The sequence below is a fragment of the Streptomyces sp. M-16 genome (genome assembly GCF_052114405.1).
GTDB lineage: Bacteria > Actinomycetota > Actinomycetes > Streptomycetales > Streptomycetaceae > Streptomyces.
This window is the reverse complement of sequence record NZ_JBFRER010000003.1, coordinates 152,328-170,271: the sequence shown is the minus strand read 5'-3', so window position 1 is coordinate 170,271 and position 17,944 is coordinate 152,328. Positions and strand designations below refer to the sequence as shown.

15 protein-coding genes and 1 pseudogene are annotated in these 17,944 nt (G+C 73.1%); 11 read left to right on the top strand and 5 right to left on the bottom strand.

All coding sequences use genetic code 11. The annotated features are described in order from the left end of the window. Positions 1–4 precede the first annotated feature (4 nt). Both AB4039_RS02710 and AB4039_RS02705 read left to right on the top strand, forming a co-directional pair. Positions 5–2,209: pseudogene (locus tag AB4039_RS02710) on the top strand (ComEC/Rec2 family competence protein); the annotation flags it as partial. 124 nt (positions 2,210–2,333) lie between these two features. Then, positions 2,334–3,215 (top strand): YceI family protein, encoded by an 882-nt coding sequence (locus AB4039_RS02705; RefSeq protein ID WP_442269889.1) that lies wholly within the window; start codon positions 2,334–2,336, stop codon positions 3,213–3,215. Between the two features lie 8 nt (positions 3,216–3,223). On the opposite strand, the gene AB4039_RS02700 is transcribed toward AB4039_RS02705, so the two are convergent. Further along, positions 3,224–3,466 carry a hypothetical protein gene (locus AB4039_RS02700; protein ID WP_266838962.1) on the bottom strand — a complete coding sequence of 81 codons (243 nt, stop codon included), beginning with the start codon at positions 3,464–3,466 and terminating at the stop codon, positions 3,224–3,226. 61 nt (positions 3,467–3,527) lie between these two features. On the opposite strand from AB4039_RS02700, the gene holA reads away from it, so the two are divergent. Then, complete coding sequence (holA, locus tag AB4039_RS02695; protein ID WP_442269888.1) at positions 3,528–4,526, top strand: DNA polymerase III subunit delta; 999 nt, start codon at positions 3,528–3,530, stop codon at positions 4,524–4,526. An 89-nt stretch (positions 4,527–4,615) separates the two neighbouring features. Here holA and AB4039_RS02690 read toward each other — a convergent pair whose 3' ends face one another. Then, complete coding sequence (locus tag AB4039_RS02690; protein ID WP_442269887.1) at positions 4,616–5,416, bottom strand: hypothetical protein; 801 nt, start codon at positions 5,414–5,416, stop codon at positions 4,616–4,618. A 266-nt stretch (positions 5,417–5,682) separates the two neighbouring features. Beyond that, positions 5,683–5,949 (bottom strand): 30S ribosomal protein S20, encoded by a 267-nt coding sequence (rpsT, locus tag AB4039_RS02685; protein WP_266838956.1) that lies wholly within the window; start codon positions 5,947–5,949, stop codon positions 5,683–5,685. Positions 5,950–6,199: 250 nt separating this feature from the next. Between rpsT and lepA the strand changes: the two genes are divergently transcribed. The 3 genes from lepA to hemW all read left to right on the top strand — a co-directional run bounded on the left by lepA (position 6,200) and on the right by hemW (position 11,537). Then, positions 6,200–8,065, top strand: coding sequence for a translation elongation factor 4 (gene lepA, locus AB4039_RS02680; RefSeq protein WP_266838954.1), 1,866 nt, complete (start codon positions 6,200–6,202; stop codon positions 8,063–8,065). Between the two features lie 290 nt (positions 8,066–8,355). Then, complete coding sequence (locus AB4039_RS02675; RefSeq protein ID WP_266838952.1) at positions 8,356–10,248, top strand: AMP-dependent synthetase/ligase; 1,893 nt, start codon at positions 8,356–8,358, stop codon at positions 10,246–10,248. Positions 10,249–10,304: 56 nt separating this feature from the next. Beyond that, positions 10,305–11,537: a radical SAM family heme chaperone HemW gene (gene hemW, locus AB4039_RS02670; protein ID WP_442269886.1), complete on the top strand. Its 1,233-nt coding sequence runs from the start codon at positions 10,305–10,307 to the stop codon at positions 11,535–11,537. A 66-nt stretch (positions 11,538–11,603) separates the two neighbouring features. Here hemW and AB4039_RS02665 read toward each other — a convergent pair whose 3' ends face one another. Together AB4039_RS02665 and AB4039_RS02660 are read right to left on the bottom strand one after the other, a co-directional pair. Next, positions 11,604–12,404: a DUF3097 domain-containing protein gene (locus AB4039_RS02665; protein ID WP_266838949.1), complete on the bottom strand. Its 801-nt coding sequence runs from the start codon at positions 12,402–12,404 to the stop codon at positions 11,604–11,606. A gap of 28 nt (positions 12,405–12,432) precedes the next feature. Further along, positions 12,433–13,164 carry an MBL fold metallo-hydrolase gene (locus AB4039_RS02660; protein ID WP_266838947.1) on the bottom strand — a complete coding sequence of 244 codons (732 nt, stop codon included), beginning with the start codon at positions 13,162–13,164 and terminating at the stop codon, positions 12,433–12,435. Between the two features lie 209 nt (positions 13,165–13,373). Between AB4039_RS02660 and hrcA the strand changes: the two genes are divergently transcribed. The 5 genes from hrcA (at position 13,374) to AB4039_RS02635 (ending at position 17,941) form a co-directional block, all read left to right on the top strand. Then, positions 13,374–14,390, top strand: coding sequence for a heat-inducible transcriptional repressor HrcA (gene hrcA, locus AB4039_RS02655; RefSeq protein ID WP_266838945.1), 1,017 nt, complete (start codon positions 13,374–13,376; stop codon positions 14,388–14,390). Beyond that, positions 14,391–15,527, top strand: coding sequence for a molecular chaperone DnaJ (dnaJ, locus tag AB4039_RS02650; RefSeq protein ID WP_266838944.1), 1,137 nt, complete (start codon positions 14,391–14,393; stop codon positions 15,525–15,527). Between the two features lie 145 nt (positions 15,528–15,672). Further along, complete coding sequence (locus tag AB4039_RS02645) at positions 15,673–16,764, top strand: nitronate monooxygenase (protein ID WP_266838943.1); 1,092 nt, start codon at positions 15,673–15,675, stop codon at positions 16,762–16,764. Further along, positions 16,761–17,504 carry a 16S rRNA (uracil(1498)-N(3))-methyltransferase gene (locus AB4039_RS02640; RefSeq protein WP_266838941.1) on the top strand — a complete coding sequence of 248 codons (744 nt, stop codon included), beginning with the start codon at positions 16,761–16,763 and terminating at the stop codon, positions 17,502–17,504. Before AB4039_RS02645 ends, AB4039_RS02640 begins: the two co-directional genes overlap by 4 nt. A 77-nt stretch (positions 17,505–17,581) precedes the next feature. Further along, positions 17,582–17,941 (top strand): histidine triad nucleotide-binding protein, encoded by a 360-nt coding sequence (locus AB4039_RS02635; protein ID WP_266838940.1) that lies wholly within the window; start codon positions 17,582–17,584, stop codon positions 17,939–17,941. Positions 17,942–17,944 lie beyond the last annotated feature (3 nt).

Below are 17,944 nucleotides of genomic sequence, written 5' to 3'. Positions count from 1 at the left end.
GCCGCTGTTGCGGGTCGGTACGGCCGCGGCCGCCGCGCTGCTGTGCGCGGCCGCCGGGGCGGGGGTGGCCGGGCTGGAGCGGGCCGAGGCGCGGGCGGGGCCCGTGGCCGGGCTGGCCCGGGAGCACGCCCGGGTCCTCGTGGAGCTCACGGTCGGCTCGGACCCCCGCGCCACCCGGGGCGGGAGCGGGCCGCCCGGGGTGGTCCTGGACGCGGTGGTGACCCGGGTGACCGGGCCCGACGGGGTGACGACCCGGGTCGTCACGCCGGTGCGGGTGCTGGCCGGGCACCCGGGATGGGCCGCGCTGCAACCCTCGACCCGGGTGACGGTGGCCGCCCGGCTGGCCCCGGTGCGGGACGGGGAACGGGCCGTGGCGCTGCTGCGGCCGGCCGTCGGCACCCCGCCCGGGGTGAGCGGCGGCCCCGGTGCGGCGCAGCGCCTCGCGGGGAGCCTGCGGGCCGGGCTGCGGGAGGCCACCGAAGGGCTCCCCGCCGACGCGCGGGCCCTGCTGCCGGGGCTGGTGGTCGGCGACACCTCCCGGGTGCCGCCCGATCTGCACGCGGCGTTCGAGGCCACCGATCTGCTGCACCTGCTGGCCGTCTCCGGGTCCAACCTGACCGTGGTGCTCTACCTGCTCATCGGGTCCCCGGCCCGCGCGCAGCAGGCCGAGCGGAGCGGGCTGGCGCCCCGGCTGGGGCTGTCGCTGCGGGCCACGGCCCTGGGCGGGGCCGCGCTGACGCTGGCGTTCGTGGTGGTGTGCCGGCCCGAGCCGAGCGTGCTGCGGGCCGCCGCCTGCGGGGCGGTGACCCTGCTCGCCCTCGCCACCGGGCGGCGCAGGTCCCTGATCCCGGCGCTGGCCGCGGCCGTGGTGGTGCTGGTGCTGTACGACCCGTGGCTGGCGCGCAGCTACGGTTTCCTGCTCTCCGTACTGGCCACCGGGGCGCTGCTCACCCTCGGGCCGAGGTGGGGCGGGGCCCTGCGGCGGCGGGGGATGCGGCCGAGGCTCGCCGACGCGCTCGGGGCGGCCGCCGCGGCGCAGGCGGTGTGCGCGCCGGTGGTGGTCGTGCTCTCCGCCCGGGTGAGCCTCGTCGCGGTGCCCTGCAACCTGTTGGCGGAGCTGGCGGCGGGTCCGGCCACGGTGCTCGGCTTCACGGCCCTCGCCGTGGCCCCGCTGTCCCTGCCCGCGGCGAAGGCGCTCGCCTGGTGCGCGGGGGTACCGGCGGGGTGGATCGCCGCCGTGGCGCGGGCCGGAGCCCGGCTGCCGGGGGCGGAGCTGCCCTGGCCCGGCGGGCTCGGCGGGGGGCTGCTCCTGGTCGTCGTCATGTCGGTGGCCGTCGGGCTCGGAGCCCGCTACGGACGGYGGCGCGGGGTCCGGGCCAGCCTGGTGGTGTTGCTGCTGGTCGCGGTGGTGCGGCCGCCGCTGCCGATCCGGGTGCTCACCGGCTGGCCGCCGCCGGACTGGACCTACGTGCAGTGCGCGGTGGGGCAGGGGGACGCCGCCGTCCTCTCGGCCGGTCCCGGGACGGCCGTCGTCGTGGACGCCGGTCCGGAGCCCGGCCCGGTCGACTCCTGTCTGCGGGCCCTGGGTGTGAAACGCGTCCCACTGCTCCTGCTGACGCATTTTCACGCCGACCACGTGGGAGGGCTTTCCGGGGTGCTGCGGGGCCGCTCCGTCGGTGTGATCCAAACCACCGCCCTGCAGGAGCCGGCCGCGCAGGCGGCCGTGGTCCGGCGCACCGCGGCGGCCGCCCGGGTACCCGTCGTCCCGACGGCGGCGGGGGAGCGGCGCAGGGCCGGGCCGCTGGAATGGCAGGTGCTCTGGCCGTCGGCTTCCGGCCCGCCCCCGGACGGCCCCAACGACGCGAGCGTGGTCCTGCTGGTGCGCACGTCGGGCCTGACGCTGCTGCTGCCGGGAGACCTCGAACCACCTGCCCAGCAAGCCCTCTTGAGGGCGCATCCGGAGCTGGGCCCGGTGGACGTGCTCAAGGTGGCCCACCACGGCTCGGCGCACCAGGACCCAGGTCTGCAGGACCGGATCCGGCCACGACTCGCGATCGTCCCCGTCGGCGCGGACAACCGCTACGGACACCCCGCACCGGGTACGCTCGCGCAGCTGAGGGCGCGTGGGACGACTGTGCTGCGCACGGATCGGGACGGCTCCGTGGCCGTCGCCGGAAGCGGCTCGGGGATGCGAGCGTTTCCGGCCGGGCGGCGCCGGAACCGGCGTGGTCATACCGGGCGCGACCGCTCTGTTTGCCCACAACCCGACAGCATGATCGAATGCGTCTTCGCCAGAACGGTCCAAGTCCACACAGCACGGGGGTGCATCAGCCATGTTCGGTCGCAGACGGGGGATGGAGACGGCGGGGAGCGCCGGCTCGCACACATCCGCGACCCTTTCACTGCCGCCTACGGCGCGGTTGTTGAGCTGCAGGGTGCTCGATACGGTCCACCAGCCCATCCGCCAGGCCAAGTTCGAGGTGACCGACCCGATCGGAAGACGGGTCGTCAGCGGGGAGACGGATCCCTACGGCGGGTTCACGGCGGCCATGCCGGAGGGGGAGTACCGGCTCTCGGTCACCGCGGAGGGGTACGCGCCGTTCCACGGTGCCACGCTGGTGGGGGACCCGGCGCAGCCCGGCACCGCGGAGATCATCCTGGACGCGGTGGAGCCGCCGCTGCTGCCGCAGCCCGGCCACTGGGAACTCGACCCGACGCACTCCTCGATCGGCTTCACGGCCCGGCACATCGGCTTCGCCAGGATCCACGGCCGGTTCACCACCTTCGCCGGCGCGGTGCGGATAGCCGAGCGCATGGAGGACTCCTCCATGCACGTCATCATCGACGCGGCGAGCATCGACACGGGTCTGCGGATGCGGGACGACCACCTGCGCTCCGCCGACTTCCTCGACGCCGCCCGGCACCCGACGGTCGAGTTCTACAGCGAGCGGTTCATCCACCGCAGCGGCAGCCGCTGGGCGGTCGCGGGAGCCCTGACGCTGCACGGTGTCAGCCGCTCCGTGACCCTCGACACCCAGTACCTGGGCAACGGCACGGGCCTGGAGGGCGAACCGCGCGCCGCCTGCCGTGCCACGGCCGAACTGCACCGCGAGGACTTCAGCCTGAACTGGCAGTCGATCCTGGCGCAGGGGATCGCGGCGATCGGTTCGAGCGTGGAAGTGGAGCTGGACGTGCAGATCGTCCACAAGGCGTAGGGCCCGTCCTACGGGGCTTCCAGCCAGCCCTCGTACTCGGCGGCGAGCTCGTCCAGCGAGGCTGCCTCCAGCCGTTCCTGCGGGTCCTCGACGACCACCAGCCACTGGGCGTCCTCGGCGTCGTCCTCTCCGGCGAGGGCGTCGCGGACCAGTTGGGGTTCCTCGGGCAGGCCGAAGCGGTCGACGGCCTCCCGGGCCACCTCCTCGGCGGCGTCGCGGTCGGGCAGGACCAGTACGTGTCGCTCGTTCACCCGACCATTCTCGGGCACCGGGCGCGGGGCACTGTCGGTGCGGCGTGGGATGCTGGGGGCGATGGCCACCAGGAAGAACTCCACCGACGAACCGCTTGCCCCGCTCACCCTCGCGGTGGGGCAGGAGGACCTGCTGCTCGACCGCGCCGTGCGGGACGTCGTGACGGCGGCCCGCGCGGCCGACGCCGACACCGATGTGCGGGACCTCACGTCCGATCAGCTCCAGCCCGGCACGCTGGCGGAGCTGACGAGCCCCTCGCTGTTCTCCGAGCGCAAGGTCCTGATCGTCCGCAACGCGCAGGACCTGGGCGCGGACACGGTGAAGGAGGTCAAGGCCTACCTCGCCGCGCCGTACGAGGAGATCGCCCTGGTCCTCCTGCACGCCGGCGGGGTCAAGGGCAAGGGCCTGCTGGACGCGGCCCGCAAGGCCGGGGCCCGGGAGATCGCCTGCCCGAAGATGACGAAGGCCGCGGACCGGCTGTCGTTCGTGCGGGGCGAGTTCCGCGCGCTGGGGCGCTCCGCGACCCCGGAGGCCTGCCAGACCCTGGTCGACGCGATCGGCAGCGACCTGCGGGAGCTGGCGAGCGCGGCGGCGCAGCTGTGCGCCGATGTCGAGGGCACCATCGACGAGGCGGTGGTCGGCCGCTACTACACGGGCCGGGCCGAGGCCTCCAGCTTCACGGTCGCCGACCGTGCGGTCGAGGGGCGGGCCGCCGAGGCCCTGGAAGCCCTGCGCTGGTCGCTGTCCACGGGAGTGGCCCCGGTGCTGATCACCAGCGCGCTGGCCCAGGCGATCCGGGCGATCGGCAAGCTCGCCTCCGCCCCGCGCGGCGCCCGTCCGGGCGACCTCGCGCGGGACCTGGGCATGCCCCCGTGGAAGATCGACCGGGTCCGTCAGCAGATGCGGGGCTGGTCGGCGGACGCGGTCTCGGACGCCCTGCGCGCCGTGGCCGCGGCCGACGCGGGGGTCAAGGGCGGCGGGGACGACCCCGAGTACGCCCTGGAGAAGGCCGTCGTGGCCGTGGCCCGCGCGGCCCGCCCCCAGCGCCGCCAGGGCTAGGTCCTGTCGGCGCAGGCCTCCCGGCCCTGCCCGCCCCCGGTCCGCCGGGCGGTCCGCCGGACGGTCCGCCGGGCGCCCCGGCCGCAGCGTCAGGACGTGCGGGGCCGGTGCCCGGTCAGCTTCTGCCAGACGTCGCACTGCGCCTCCCAGTCGGCGAGGGCCCGCAGCAGGCGGGGGTCCGCCCGCTGCGTCTCGCCGAGGGCCGTGGCCTCCAGGCGGGCCTGCTCCCGCCGCGCCGCGGTGTCGGCCTCCAGCTGCCGGAGCTCGGTGTCGATCTCGACGGTGCGTTCCCGCGCCGACTCCCGGAAGGCCCTGGCCGCCAGCACCTGGTTGTGGATCCGGTCGCGGAAGTGCCGGACCGCCGTCTCGCGGTGCTCGGCCCGCGGGTACACCGCGGTGCGCTGGGTGCCGTCCTGCCGGGTGACGTGGAGGAAGAGGTGCTCGCGGGCGTCCGAGAAGCTGACGGTGAGGTCGGCCAGCGGCAGCGWCTCGTCGATCCCGGCGGGAGCCTCCTCCCCTTCGGGAGCCTCCTTCATGAACAGCAGGACGTGCTGGTGCAGCCGGAGCGGTCCCAGGCGGGGTCCCACGGCCGAGCCCCACCCCGGCCGCAGCAACCGCTGCCGCTCCGTCTTCAGGGTCCGGGCCTCCTGCCGGCCCCGCTGCTCGATCTCCTCGACGTGCTCCCGCGCCCGTGCCAGGTGCCGCCGCTGCTCGCCCTCCACGGCCCGCCTGTTCCCACGGGCGCGGTGCAGTGCCTCGCGCTGGTCGCGGTGCGCGGCGGCGAAGGCGTAGCGCCACTCGCTCATGCGGCACGGGTACAGGCGCAGCCGCCGCAGCGCCCAGAACGCTCCGAATCCCAGGACCACGAGCACGATGAGCACGGCGTTCAAGGTCCGCCCTTCTCCCCGGAGCCACGTCGCCAGCAGTGTCCCAGAGGGCCGGAGCGCGGTGAAGGGGGCCGACCCGGAAATGCGGACGGCCCACCCGGTGGGGCCGGGTGGGCCGTCAGTCACCCGGTCGGTGACCGGGGGTGGTGCTGTGAAGATGCTTGCGCCGCACCCGCGTGGCGAACGCAGGCCGCGTGCGGCGCGGTGTGCCGGTGAGGGAGCGGGAGAGAGGGCCCGCTGGTTCCCTACCGGCGATTCACATCAGGAGCTCAGCCCTGGAGGGTGGCAACCTTGGTGGCCAGCGCCGACTTCTTGTTGGCGGCGGCGTTCTTGTGGATGACACCCTTCGAGACAGCCTTGTCGAGCGCACGCGCGGCGGCGCGGGAAGCCACGGTGGCCTTCTCGACGTCACCGGCGAGGACGGCCTCGCGGGCCTTGCGGATCGCGGTCTTGAGCGAGGACTTGACGGCCTTGTTGCGCAGGCGCGCCTTCTCGTTCGTCTTGTTCCGCTTGATCTGGGACTTGATGTTCGCCACGAAAGAGCCTTTTCAGGTTCAGAGTTTGATCTTCGGATTGTGTCCCGACAGCTGAGAGGGCATACGAGACACAGCTGCCCAGGCTACCAGGCGCGCTCCGACCGGCCCAAACCGAGCGCACTGCCCCGTCCATGGGACCATGGGAGCCTGCGTACAGATCCGACATCGCGCCGACGAAGCCGAAGGCGACGAGATCCGACCTTCGCTGAAGAAACCGCTTCCGACTGCGCCCCGAGAATCAGGACACTGCGTGCCCGCGATCCCCAGCCACGTGCCCGAGCCGAGCCGTACCGACCCGGCGCTGATCCGCAACTTCTGCATCATCGCGCACATCGACCACGGCAAGTCGACGCTCGCCGACCGGATGCTCCAGCTCACCGGTGTCGTCGACCAGCGGCAGATGCGCGCTCAGTACCTCGACCGCATGGACATCGAGCGTGAGCGCGGCATCACGATCAAGTCGCAGGCGGTCCGTCTGCCCTGGGCCCCCACCGAGGGTGCGGGCAAGGGCAGCACGCACATCCTGAACATGATCGACACTCCCGGTCACGTCGACTTCACCTACGAGGTCTCGCGCTCCCTCGCGGCGTGCGAGGGCACGGTCCTGCTGGTGGACGCGGCCCAGGGCATCGAGGCCCAGACCCTCGCCAACCTGTACCTGGCGATGGAGAACGACCTCGCGATCGTCCCGGTCCTCAACAAGATCGACCTGCCGGCCGCGCAGCCGGAGAAGTTCGCCGAGGAGCTCGCGAACCTGGTCGGCTGCCAGCCCGAGGACGTCCTGAGGGTCTCGGCGAAGACCGGTCTCGGCGTCGAGGCCCTGCTCGACAAGGTCGTCGCCACCGTCCCGGCCCCGGTCGGCGTCAAGGACGCCCCGGCCCGCGCGATGATCTTCGACTCGGTCTACGACTCGTACCGCGGCGTCGTGACCTACGTCCGTGTCGTCGACGGCCAGCTCAACAAGCGCGAGCGCATCCGGATGATGTCCACCGGCGCCACGCACGAGCTGCTGGAGATCGGCGTCTCCTCCCCGGAGATGACCCCCTCCGACGGCCTCGGCGTCGGCGAGGTGGGCTACATCATCACCGGTGTGAAGGACGTCCGTCAGTCCAAGGTCGGTGACACCATCACCAGCCTGCACAACGGCGCGACCGAGGCCCTCGGCGGCTACAAGGACCCGCGGCCGATGGTCTTCTCCGGCCTGTACCCGCTCGACGGCTCGGACTACCCGGACCTGCGCGAGGCGCTGGACAAGCTCCAGCTCAACGACGCCGCGCTCGTCTACGAGCCCGAGACCTCGGCGGCCCTCGGCTTCGGCTTCCGCGTCGGCTTCCTCGGCCTGCTCCACCTGGACGTGGTCCGCGAGCGCCTGGAGCGCGAGTTCGGCCTCGACCTGATCGCGACCGCGCCCAACGTGGTCTACCGGGTGGTCCTGGAGGACGGCAAGGAAGTCACCGTCACCAACCCGAGCGAGTTCCCCGAGGGCAAGATCTCGGACGTGTTCGAGCCGGTCGTGCGGGCCACGATCCTCGCGCCCAGCGAGTTCATCGGCGCGATCATGGAGCTCTGCCAGACCCGCCGCGGCACCCTGCTCGGCATGGACTACCTCTCCGAGGACCGGGTCGAGATCCGCTACACCCTCCCCCTCGCGGAGATCGTCTTCGACTTCTTCGACCAGCTGAAGTCCAAGACGCGCGGCTACGCCTCGCTCGACTACGAGCCCACCGGCGAGCAGTCCTCCAGCCTGGTCAAGGTCGACATCCTGCTCCACGGCGACAAGGTCGACGCCTTCTCCGCCGTCACGCACAAGGACGCCGCCTACGCCTACGGCGTGCGCCTCGTGGCCAAGCTGCGCGAGCTCATCCCGCGGCAGGCGTTCGAGGTGCCGATCCAGGCGGCCATCGGCTCGCGCGTCATCGCCCGCGAGACCATCCGCGCCATCCGCAAGGACGTCCTCGCCAAGTGCTACGGCGGTGACATCTCCCGTAAGCGGAAGCTGCTGGAGAAGCAGAAGGAAGGCAAGAAGCGGATGAAGATGGTCGGCTCCGTGGAGGTCCCGCAGGAGGCCTTCATCGCCGTCCTCTCCAGCGACGAGTCCGGCGGCAAGAAGAAGTAACCGGCCGGTAACCGACAGCGGTCGGAGGCGGCCGTGTCAAGCGGTCGCCAAGGGCGGGTCAAGAGCCACCCTCGCCCCAAGTCGGACGAATGGGCCCACATGCGCACGCATGGGGGCCCTTTTCGTTATGAAGCGGCCGCTCGGAGGCCCTTACGCGCCGGGCGCACGGCCTCTACGCTGATCACTGCTCGATGGTTACTCGCCAGTTTCAAAAGGTGCCTGCACCACCCGCCCGTCCCAAAGCGCCCCCACGCCCACGCCCTGTCGCGTGGACCGGTCCGGAGGATGTCGTGAGCGACACACAGACCTTGATCGAGAACCGCCCGCCCACCGTGGCGGCCCTCTTCCTTGACCGCGTCGCCGCCACGCCGAACGCGGAGGCCTACCGGTTCCCGGTGCCCGCGGCCGGCCCCGAGGGCGGTCCGGACGACTGGAAGTCGCTGAGCTGGGGGCAGGCGGCCGAGCGGGTCTTCGCCATCGCGGCGGGCCTGATCTCCCTGGGCCTGCGCCCGGAGGAGCGGGTCGCGCTCGCCTCCAACACCCGGGTCGAGTGGATCCTGTCCGACCTCGGCGTGATGTGCGCGGGCGGCGCGGTCACCACGATCTACCCCAGCACCAACGCCGAGGAGTCCTCGTACATCCTCGCGGACTCCGAGAGCCGGGTGCTGATCGCCGAGGACGCCAAGCAGCTCGCGAAGGCCCGCGAGCGCCGCGCCGGCCTGCCGAACCTCGCCCACGTGGTGGTCCTGGACGCGGCCGACGCCCTCGGCGCCGAGGGCGACCCCGAGGGCTGGGTCCTCTCGCTCGCCGACCTGGAGGCGCTCGGCAACGAGCACCTGGCCAAGCACCCCGAGGCGGTCAAGGAGCGGATCGCGGCCATCACCGCCGACCAGCTCGCCACCCTCATCTACACCTCCGGCACCACCGGCCGCCCCAAGGGCGTCCGCCTGCCGCACGACAACTGGTCGTACATGGCCAAGGCCACCGTGGCCACGGGCATGATCCACTCGGACGACGTCCAGTACCTGTGGCTGCCGCTGGCGCACGTCTTCGGCAAGGTGCTGACCTCCGGGCAGATCGAGGTCGGGCACGTCACCGCGGTCGACGGCCGGATCGACAAGATCATCGAGAACCTGCCGGTGGTCCAGCCGACGTACATGGCGGCCGTCCCGCGCATCTTCGAGAAGGTCTACAACGGCGTGGCCGCCAAGGCACGGGCCGGCGGCGGGGCCAAGTACAAGATCTTCCAGTGGTCGGTCGGCGTCGCCCGCGAGTACGCCAAGGTCACCCAGGACAACTTCCGCCGCACGGGCCAGGCCACCGCCCCCTTCGCCCTCGCCACGAAGCACAAGATCGCCGACGCGCTCGTCTACTCCAAGCTCCGCGAGGCCTTCGGCGGCAAGCTGCGGGCCGCCGTCTCCGGCGCCTCCGCCCTCGCCCCCGAGATCGGCTACTTCTTCTCCGGCGCGGGCATCCACATCCTGGAGGGCTACGGCCTGACGGAGTCCAGCGCGGCCTCCTTCGTCAACCCCGGCGAGGCCTACCGCACCGGCACCGTCGGCAAGCCGCTGCCCGGCACCGAGGTCCGCATCGCCGACGACGGCGAGGTCCTGCTGCGCGGCCCCGGCATCATGCAGGGCTACCACGGGCAGCCCGACAAGACCGCCGAGGTGCTGGAGAGCGACGGCTGGCTGCACACCGGCGACATCGGCGAGCTGTCCCCCGACGGGTACCTGCGCATCACCGACCGCAAGAAGGACCTGATCAAGACCTCGGGCGGCAAGTACGTCGCCCCGGCGGAGATCGAGGGCCACTTCAAGGCGATCTGCCCGTACGTGTCGACCATCGTCGTGCACGGCGCCGACCGGAACTTCTGCTCGGCCCTGATCGCCCTCGACGAGCCGGCGATCCTCGGCTGGGCCGCCGAGAACGGCCTGGAGGGCAAGACGTACGCCCAGGTCCTGGCCGCGCCGGAGACCGACCGCCTGATCGAGACCTACGTCCAGACCCTGAACGAGGGCCTCCAGCGCTGGCAGACGATCAAGAAGTTCCGGATCCTCCCGCGCGACCTGGACGTCGAGCACGGCGACCTGACGCCCAGCCTCAAGCTGAAGCGCCCGGTCGTCGAGCGTGAGTTCAAGCACCTCATCGACGAGATGTACGCGGGTTCCCGGGAGGCCTGACCGGCGCCCGGCCCGACGCGGGAAACGACCTTGGGGCAGTGCGGGACAATGGGCCCATGCCTTCCGCACTGCCCGACGGTGAACCCATGCCCGAAGACGGCTCGCTGCCGTCGCACGCCCTGGCGGGTGCCGGGGACCGGCCGCTCGGGTTCTACCTGCACGTCCCGTACTGCGCCACGCGCTGCGGGTACTGCGACTTCAACACCTACACGGCCACCGAGCTGCGGGGGACCGGCGGGGTGCTCGCCTCCCGGGAGAACTACGCCGACACCCTGATCGACGAGGTCCGCCTGGCCCGCAAGGTGCTCGGGGACGACCCCCGGGCCGTGCGGACCGTCTTCGTCGGCGGCGGCACGCCCACGCTGCTGCCCGCCCGCGACCTCGTGCGGATGCTCGCGGCGATCCGCGACGAGTTCGGGCTGGCCGAGGACGCCGAGGTCACCACCGAGGCCAATCCGGAGTCCGTGGACCCGCGGTACCTCGCGGAGCTCCGCGAGGGCGGCTTCAACCGGATCTCCTTCGGCATGCAGAGCGCGAAGCAGCACGTCCTGAAGGTGCTCGACCGCACCCACACCCCCGGCCGCCCCGAGGCATGCGTCGCGGAGGCCCGTGCGGCGGGCTTCGAGCACGTCAACCTGGACCTGATCTACGGCACGCCGGGGGAGACGGACCAGGACTGGCGCGACTCCCTGGCCGCGGCCATCGGCGCCGGGCCCGACCACGTCAGCGCCTACGCCCTGATCGTCGAGGAGGGCACGCAGCTGGCCCGCCGGATCCGCCGCGGCGAGGTCCCGATGACCGACGACGACGTCCACGCCGACCGGTACCTGATCGCGGACTCCGTCATGGCGGAGGCCGGGTACTCCTGGTACGAGGTGTCGAACTGGGCCACGACCGAGGCCGGCCGCTGCCTGCACAACGAGCTGTACTGGCGCGGGGCCGACTGGTGGGGTGCGGGCCCGGGCGCCCATTCGCACGTCGGCGGGGTGCGGTGGTGGAACGTGAAGCACCCCGGTGCCTACGCCGCGGCCCTCGCGGAGGGCCGTTCCCCCGGCGCGGGGCGCGAGCTGCTGTCCGCGGAGGACCGGCGCGTGGAGCGGATCCTGCTGGAGCTGCGGCTGGTCGACGGCGTCCCGCTGTCGCTGCTGGCCCCGGCCGGCCTGGCGGCCGCCGGGAGGGCGCTGGCGGACGGGCTGCTGGAGCCGGCCCCGTACGGTGCGGGGCGCGCGGTGCTGACCCTGCGCGGGCGGCTGCTGGCCGACGCGGTGGTGCGGGACCTGGTGGACTGATCACTCCCCGGAGTGAATCGCTGCGGATCGGGGCAGGTGCGGCCCGGCTGTTCGCCGTAGGCCGGGTCAGGGCGCCGTGACGAAGTCGATCAGCTCCTCCACGCGGCCCAGCAGGGTCGGCTCCAGGTCCCGGTAGGACGTCACGCGGGACAGGACGTGCTGCCAGGCGGCCCCGGTGTTCTCCGGCCAGCCCAGGGCCCGGCAGACGCCCGTCTTCCAGTCCTGGCCGCGCGGCACCTCGGGCCACGCCCGGATGCCCAGCGCGGACGGCTTCACCGCCTGCCAGACGTCCACGTACGGGTGACCCACCACCAGCACGTCCGGGGAGGTGACCGATGCCGCGATCCGGGACTCCTTCGACCCCGGCACCAGGTGGTCCACCAGGACGCCGAGACGGGCGTCCGGCCCGGGGGCGAACTCCTCCACCACGGCCACGAGGTCGTCGACGCCCTCCAGGTACTCCACCACCACGCCCTCGATGCGCAGGTCGTCACCCCAGACCCGCTCCACCAGCTCGGCGTCGTGACGGCCCTCCACGTAGATCCGTCCGGCACGCGCCACCCGGGCCCGCGCCCCCGGGACGGCCAGCGAGCCCGAGGCCGTACGGGCGGGCGCGGCGGGCGCCCGCGACGGGCGGGTCAGGGTCACCACGGCGCCGTCCAGCACGAAGCCGCGCGGCTCCAGGGGGAAGACCCGGCGCTTGCCGAAACGGTCCTCCAGGGTCACCGTGCCCGCCTCGCACGCCACCACCGCGCCGCAGAAGTCGGTGCCCGCCACCTCGACCACCAGATCGGGGTCCGCGGCCACCTCCGGCACGGCCTCGGCACGCTTCCACTGCGGGGTCAGGTCGGGGGAGTACTCGCGCATCCGGCCGACACTAGGAGAACCGCCGCCGTCAGGTCCGCGACACGCCGAACAGGTCCGCCAGTGTGTCGCGTTGGGCACGCACGAAGCCGGCGCCGACCACCGCTCCGTGACCCGGCACGTACAGCGCGTCGTCCCCGCCCAGCGCGAGCAGGCGGTCCAGGGCGGCGGGCCACTGCCCGGGCACCGCGTCCCCGCCGGCCTGGGGCTCGCCCGACTCCTCCACCAGGTCCCCGCAGAACACCACCTCCCGCTCGCCCGGCACCAGGACCGTCAGGTCGTGCTGCGAGTGCGCGGGCCCGACGTTGGCCAGCAGTACCTGTACGCCGCCCAGCTCCAGCGTCCACTCGCCCGACACCAGGTGCTCCGGCGCCCGCAGCAGGCCCGCCGCCTCGGCCGCCTCCGCCTCGTCCAGGCCGTGGCGGACCGCGCTCACGCGCAGCTCCTCACGGCCGCCGGGGGTCGCCAGCAGCCGGTCGAGGCCGACCGCCCCGTAGGACCGGGCGCCCTCGAAGGCCGGGCCGCCCAGCACGTGGTCGAAATGTCCGTGCGTGAATGCGATATGGGTCACGCCCCGGCCCGTCAGCCGCTCCGCCTCGGCCCGCACCAGAGCACCCTCGCGCACGCAGGATCCGGGGTCGATCAGGAGCACCGACTCGTCCCCCACCACCAGTCCCACCGTGCAGTCCCACACCGGGAGCCGCCGTCGGCCGGTCCGCCCGGTCAGCCGTTCCCAGCCCGCCTCTTCCCAACGTACGTCCATGGGGCGACGCTACCCTGGCGGGCCGCCCTTGCCCCCGGTGTACTACCCGGCCGTACACTGACCGGGGGATCTCTGGCACTCGGGTGCTCGGAGTGCCAACCAGGGCCCGGGGGAAGCTCCGGCGGACCGCCGACGGCCGGCCCGCCGCCCGCGACCCCCACGACGACCGATGACCGACCGACGACCGACCGCATCCGGAGGTGTGCGCGATGCTCAGTGAACGCAGGCTCGAAGTGCTGCGCGCCATCGTCCAGGACTACGTCGGGACGGAGGAGCCGGTCGGTTCCAAGGCCCTCACCGAGCGCCACCGCCTCGGCGTCTCGCCCGCCACCGTGCGCAACGACATGGCCGTGCTGGAGGAGGAGGGCTACATCGCGCAGCCCCACACCAGCGCCGGCCGGATCCCCACCGACAAGGGCTACCGCCTCTTCGTCGACAAGCTGGCGGGGGTCAAGCCGCTGTCGACGCCCGAGCGGCGGGCCATCCAGAACTTCCTCGACGGCGCCGTCGACCTCGACGACGTGGTCGGCCGCACGGTGCGGCTGCTCGCGCAGCTCACCCGACAGGTCGCCGTCGTCCAGTACCCCTCGCTGACCCGCTCCACCGTCCGGCACGTCGAGCTGCTGTCGCTGGCCCCGGCCCGGCTGATGCTCGTACTGATCACGGACACCGGGCGGGTCGAGCAGCGGCTCGTCGACACCCAGACGCCCTTCGGCGAGACCTCCCTCGCCGACCTGCGGGCGCGGCTGAACAGCCGGGTCGTCGGCCGTCGGTTCACCGACGTGCCGCAGCTCGTGCAGGACCTTCCGGAGTCGTTCGAGATCGACGACCGGGCGACCGTCAAGGCCGTCCTGGCGACCCTTCTCGAAACGCTGGCCGAGGAGGCGGAGGAGCGGCTGATGATCGGCGGCACCGCCAACCTCACTCGCTCCGGACATGATTTTCCCTTGACGATCAGGCCGGTGCTCGAAGCGCTTGAGGAGCACGTCGTGCTCCTCAAGCTGCTGGGCGAGGCGGGGGAGTCGGGGATGGCCGTACGGATCGGGCACGAGAACGCCTACGAGGGACTCAACTCCACGTCGGTCGTGTCCGTCGGCTACGGTTCGGGCGGCGAAGCAGTCGCCAAACTCGGCGTGGTCGGACCGACCCGCATGGACTACCCCGGAACGATGGGAGCGGTACGCGCAGTGGCACGTTACGTCGGACAGATCCTGGCGGAGTCGTAAGTGGCCACGGACTACTACGCCGTACTCGGCGTGCGCCGCGACGCATCCCAGGACGAGATCAAGAAGGCCTTCCGGCGGCTCGCACGCGAGCTGCACCCGGACGTCAATCCCGATCCCAAGACGCAAGAGCGCTTCAAGGAGATCAACGCCGCCTACGAGGTCCTCTCGGACCCGCAGAAGAAGCAGGTCTACGACCTCGGCGGCGACCCGCTGTCCTCCTCGGGCGGTGGCGGCGCGGGCGGCTTCGGCGCGGGTGGCTTCGGCAACTTCTCGGACATCATGGACGCCTTCTTCGGCCAGTCCCAGCAGCGCGGCCCGCGCTCGCGGACCCGCCGCGGCCAGGACGCCATGATCCGTCTGGACCTGGAACTGGACGAGGCCGCCTTCGGCACGACCAAGGACATCCAGGTCGACACGGCCGTCGTCTGCACCACCTGCTCGGGCGAGGGCGCCGCCCCCGGCACCTCCGCGCAGACCTGTGACATGTGCCGCGGCCGCGGTGAGGTCTCGCAGGTCACCCGGTCCTTCCTGGGCCAGGTCATGACCTCGCGGCCCTGCCCGCAGTGCCAGGGCTTCGGCACCGTGGTCCCGACCCCGTGCCCCGAGTGCGCGGGCGACGGCCGGGTCCGCTCCCGCCGCAGCCTGACGGTCAAGATCCCCGCCGGTGTCGAGAACGGCACCCGGATCCAGCTCGCGGGTGAGGGCGAGGTCGGCCCCGGCGGCGGCCCCGCCGGCGACCTGTACGTGGAGATCCACGAGCTGCCGCACCCGACCTTCCAGCGGCGCGGGGACGACCTGCACTGCACGGTCACCATCCCCATGACGGCGGCGGCCCTGGGCACCAAGTGCCCGCTGGAGACGCTGGACGGCATGGAGGAGATCGACATCCGGCCCGGCACCCAGTCCGGCCAGGCGATCCCGCTGCACGGGCGCGGCGTCACGCACCTGCGCGGCGGCGGGCGCGGCGACCTGATCGTCCACGTCGAGGTCACCACCCCCGGCAAGCTGGACCCCCAGCAGGAGGACCTGCTGCGCCAGCTCGCGAAGCTGCGCGGCGAGGAGCGCCCGACGGGCCAGTTCGCCCCCGGCCAGCAGGGGCTGTTCAGCCGCCTGAAGGACGCGTTCAACGGCCGCTGACCGGCCCGCGACAGCACGCAGGAGCCCGGTCCGGGGACGCCCCGGACCGGGCTCCGTGCTTTCCCCACGGCCGGAGGGAACTGGACTATGCCAGGCGAATTGCCGTGATTCGGTGCGGTGCGCCGGACGTGGCACGATGCAGTCCATGTCCTCCGCACCGAACGGTCTCCCCCGGTACCCGATCGTGCAGGCTCCCATGGCGGGCGGCGCCTCCTGCCCTCCGCTCGCCGCCGCCGTGTGCGAGGCCGGCGGGCTCGGTTTCCTGGCCGGCGGCTACAAGACCGCCGACGGCATGTACCAGGAGATCAAACAGCTGCGCGGGCTCACCCGACGGCCCTTCGGAGTGAACCTCTTCCTGCCGCAGACCGGGTACGTCGACCCGGCCGCCGTCGAGGCCTACCGCGGCCAGCTGGCCGGCGAGGCGAGCTGGTACGAGGTCTCCCTCGCCGAAGAGGACATCATCGGCACCTGCGACGACGGCTACGAGGCCAAGCTGGCGATCCTGCTGGAGGACCCGGTCCCGGTGGTCTCCTTCGCCTTCGGCTGCCCCGCGCCCACCGTGATCGCGCGCCTGCGCGCCGTCGGCACGCACACCGTCGTCACCGTGACCTCCGTCGACGAGGCCCGCACCGCCCAGGAGGCGGGCGCCGACGCCCTGTGCGTCCAGGGCGTCGAGGCCGGCGGACACCAGGGCACCTTCCGCGACGACCCGCAGACAGACGGCACGGCGGGCGTCGGCCTGCTCGCCCTGGTGGCACAGGTGCGCGAGGCCGTGGCCCTCCCGATCACCGCCTCGGGCGGGCTGATGCGCGGGGCACAGATCGCGGCGGTGCTCGCGGCGGGCGCGGAGGCGGCGCAGCTCGGCACCGCCTTCCTGGTCTGCCCGGAGTCCGGGGCGCACCCCCTGCACAAGAAGGCGCTGACGGACCCGCTGTTCGGTCACACGGAACTGACCCGGGCCTTCTCCGGCCGCCCCGCCCGGGGCCTGGTCAACCGCTTCATGCGGGAGCACGGGCCGTACGCCCCTTCCGCCTACCCCCAGATCCACCACATGACCTCGGGGCTGCGCAAGGCCGCCGCCGCGGCCGGGGACCCGCAGGGCATGTCCCTGTGGGCCGGGCAGGGGCACCGGCTGGCGCGGGCGCTGCCCGCCGGGGAGCTGGTGGAAGTGCTGGCGGCCGAACTGGCCCAGGCGCAGAGCGCGTTGAAGGTATTGCAGATGAGGAGAGCGTCATGACGGCCCCCGTGTTCGTGGTCGAAGAGGTCCCCGCGGGGCCGGAGTTCGTGCTGGACGGCCCCGAGGGCCGGCACGCGGTGTCGGTGAAGCGGCTCGGACCGGGCGAGGAACTCGTCCTCACGGACGGCCGCGGCCGCTGGGCCGACGCCGTGGTGAAGGTGGCGGAGGGCAAGGACCGGCTGGTCGTCTCCGTCTCGGGGGTCGCGCAGGAGCCCGAACCCGCCGTGCGGATCACGGTGGTGCAGGCGCTGCCCAAGGGCGACCGGGGCGAGGTCGCCGTCGAGACGATGACGGAGACCGGCGTCGACGCCATCGTGCCGTGGCAGGCCTCCCGGTGCATCACCCAGTGGCGGGGCGAGCGCGGGGCGAAGTCCCTGGCCAAGTGGCGCGCCACCGCCCGGGAGTCGGGCAAGCAGTCGCGCCGGGTGCGGTTCCCCGAGGTGGCCGAAGCGCTGTCCACCAAGCAGGTGGCCGCGCTGTTGGCGGAGGCCGACCTGGCGATGGTGCTCCACGAGGACCGCGAGGCCGCCTCCGAGGCCCTGGCGACGGCGGAGCTGCCCGCGGCCGGCTCGGTGGTGCTGGTGGTCGGCCCCGAGGGCGGGGTGTCCCCGGAGGAACTCGCGGCCTTCGCGCAGGCGGGTGCCCGCCCGTACCGGCTGGGCCGCTCGGTGCTGCGCACGTCCACGGCGGGCACGGCGGCGACCGCGGTCCTGCTGGCGCGCACGGGGCGCTGGGCGTAGGGCGGGCCGGGCGATCCGTGGCCGGGGCGCGGGCGGTTACGATGCCCCGACCGATCCACCTCACGGGAGGCGCAGCCATGGCCGGGGAACCGCAGGCGGACTGCCTGTTCTGCAAGATCGTCGCGGGGAGCATCCCGGCGACCGTGGTCCGCGAGACCGAGACGACCATCGCCTTCCGGGACATCAACCCGCAGGCGCCGACGCACGTCCTGGTCATCCCGAAGGTCCACTACCCCGACGCCGCCTCCCTCGCGGCCGCCGAGCCGGGCGTCGCCGCCGACGTGCTGTGCGAGGCCGGGCGGATCGCCTCCGACGAGAAGGTCGACGGCCACGGCTACCGGATCGTCTTCAACACCGGTGCCGGCGCCGGGCAGACCGTCTTCCACGCGCACGCCCACGTCCTGGGCGGCCGCGGCCTCCAGTGGCCCCCCGGATAGACC

Coding starts and splice junctions, on each gene's coding strand:
- AB4039_RS02705 (WP_442269889.1), top strand. CDS start 2,334: ATGTTCGGTCGCAGACGGGGGATGGAGACGGCGGGGAGCGCCGGCTCG.
- holA (WP_442269888.1), top strand. CDS start 3,528: ATGGCCACCAGGAAGAACTCCACCGACGAACCGCTTGCCCCGCTCACC.
- hemW (WP_442269886.1), top strand. CDS start 10,305: ATGCCTTCCGCACTGCCCGACGGTGAACCCATGCCCGAAGACGGCTCG.
- AB4039_RS02665 (WP_266838949.1), bottom strand. CDS start 12,404: ATGCGCGAGTACTCCCCCGACCTGACCCCGCAGTGGAAGCGTGCCGAG.
- AB4039_RS02660 (WP_266838947.1), bottom strand. CDS start 13,164: ATGGACGTACGTTGGGAAGAGGCGGGCTGGGAACGGCTGACCGGGCGG.
- hrcA (WP_266838945.1), top strand. CDS start 13,374: ATGCTCAGTGAACGCAGGCTCGAAGTGCTGCGCGCCATCGTCCAGGAC.
- AB4039_RS02645 (WP_266838943.1), top strand. CDS start 15,673: ATGTCCTCCGCACCGAACGGTCTCCCCCGGTACCCGATCGTGCAGGCT.
- AB4039_RS02640 (WP_266838941.1), top strand. CDS start 16,761: ATGACGGCCCCCGTGTTCGTGGTCGAAGAGGTCCCCGCGGGGCCGGAG.
- AB4039_RS02635 (WP_266838940.1), top strand. CDS start 17,582: ATGGCCGGGGAACCGCAGGCGGACTGCCTGTTCTGCAAGATCGTCGCG.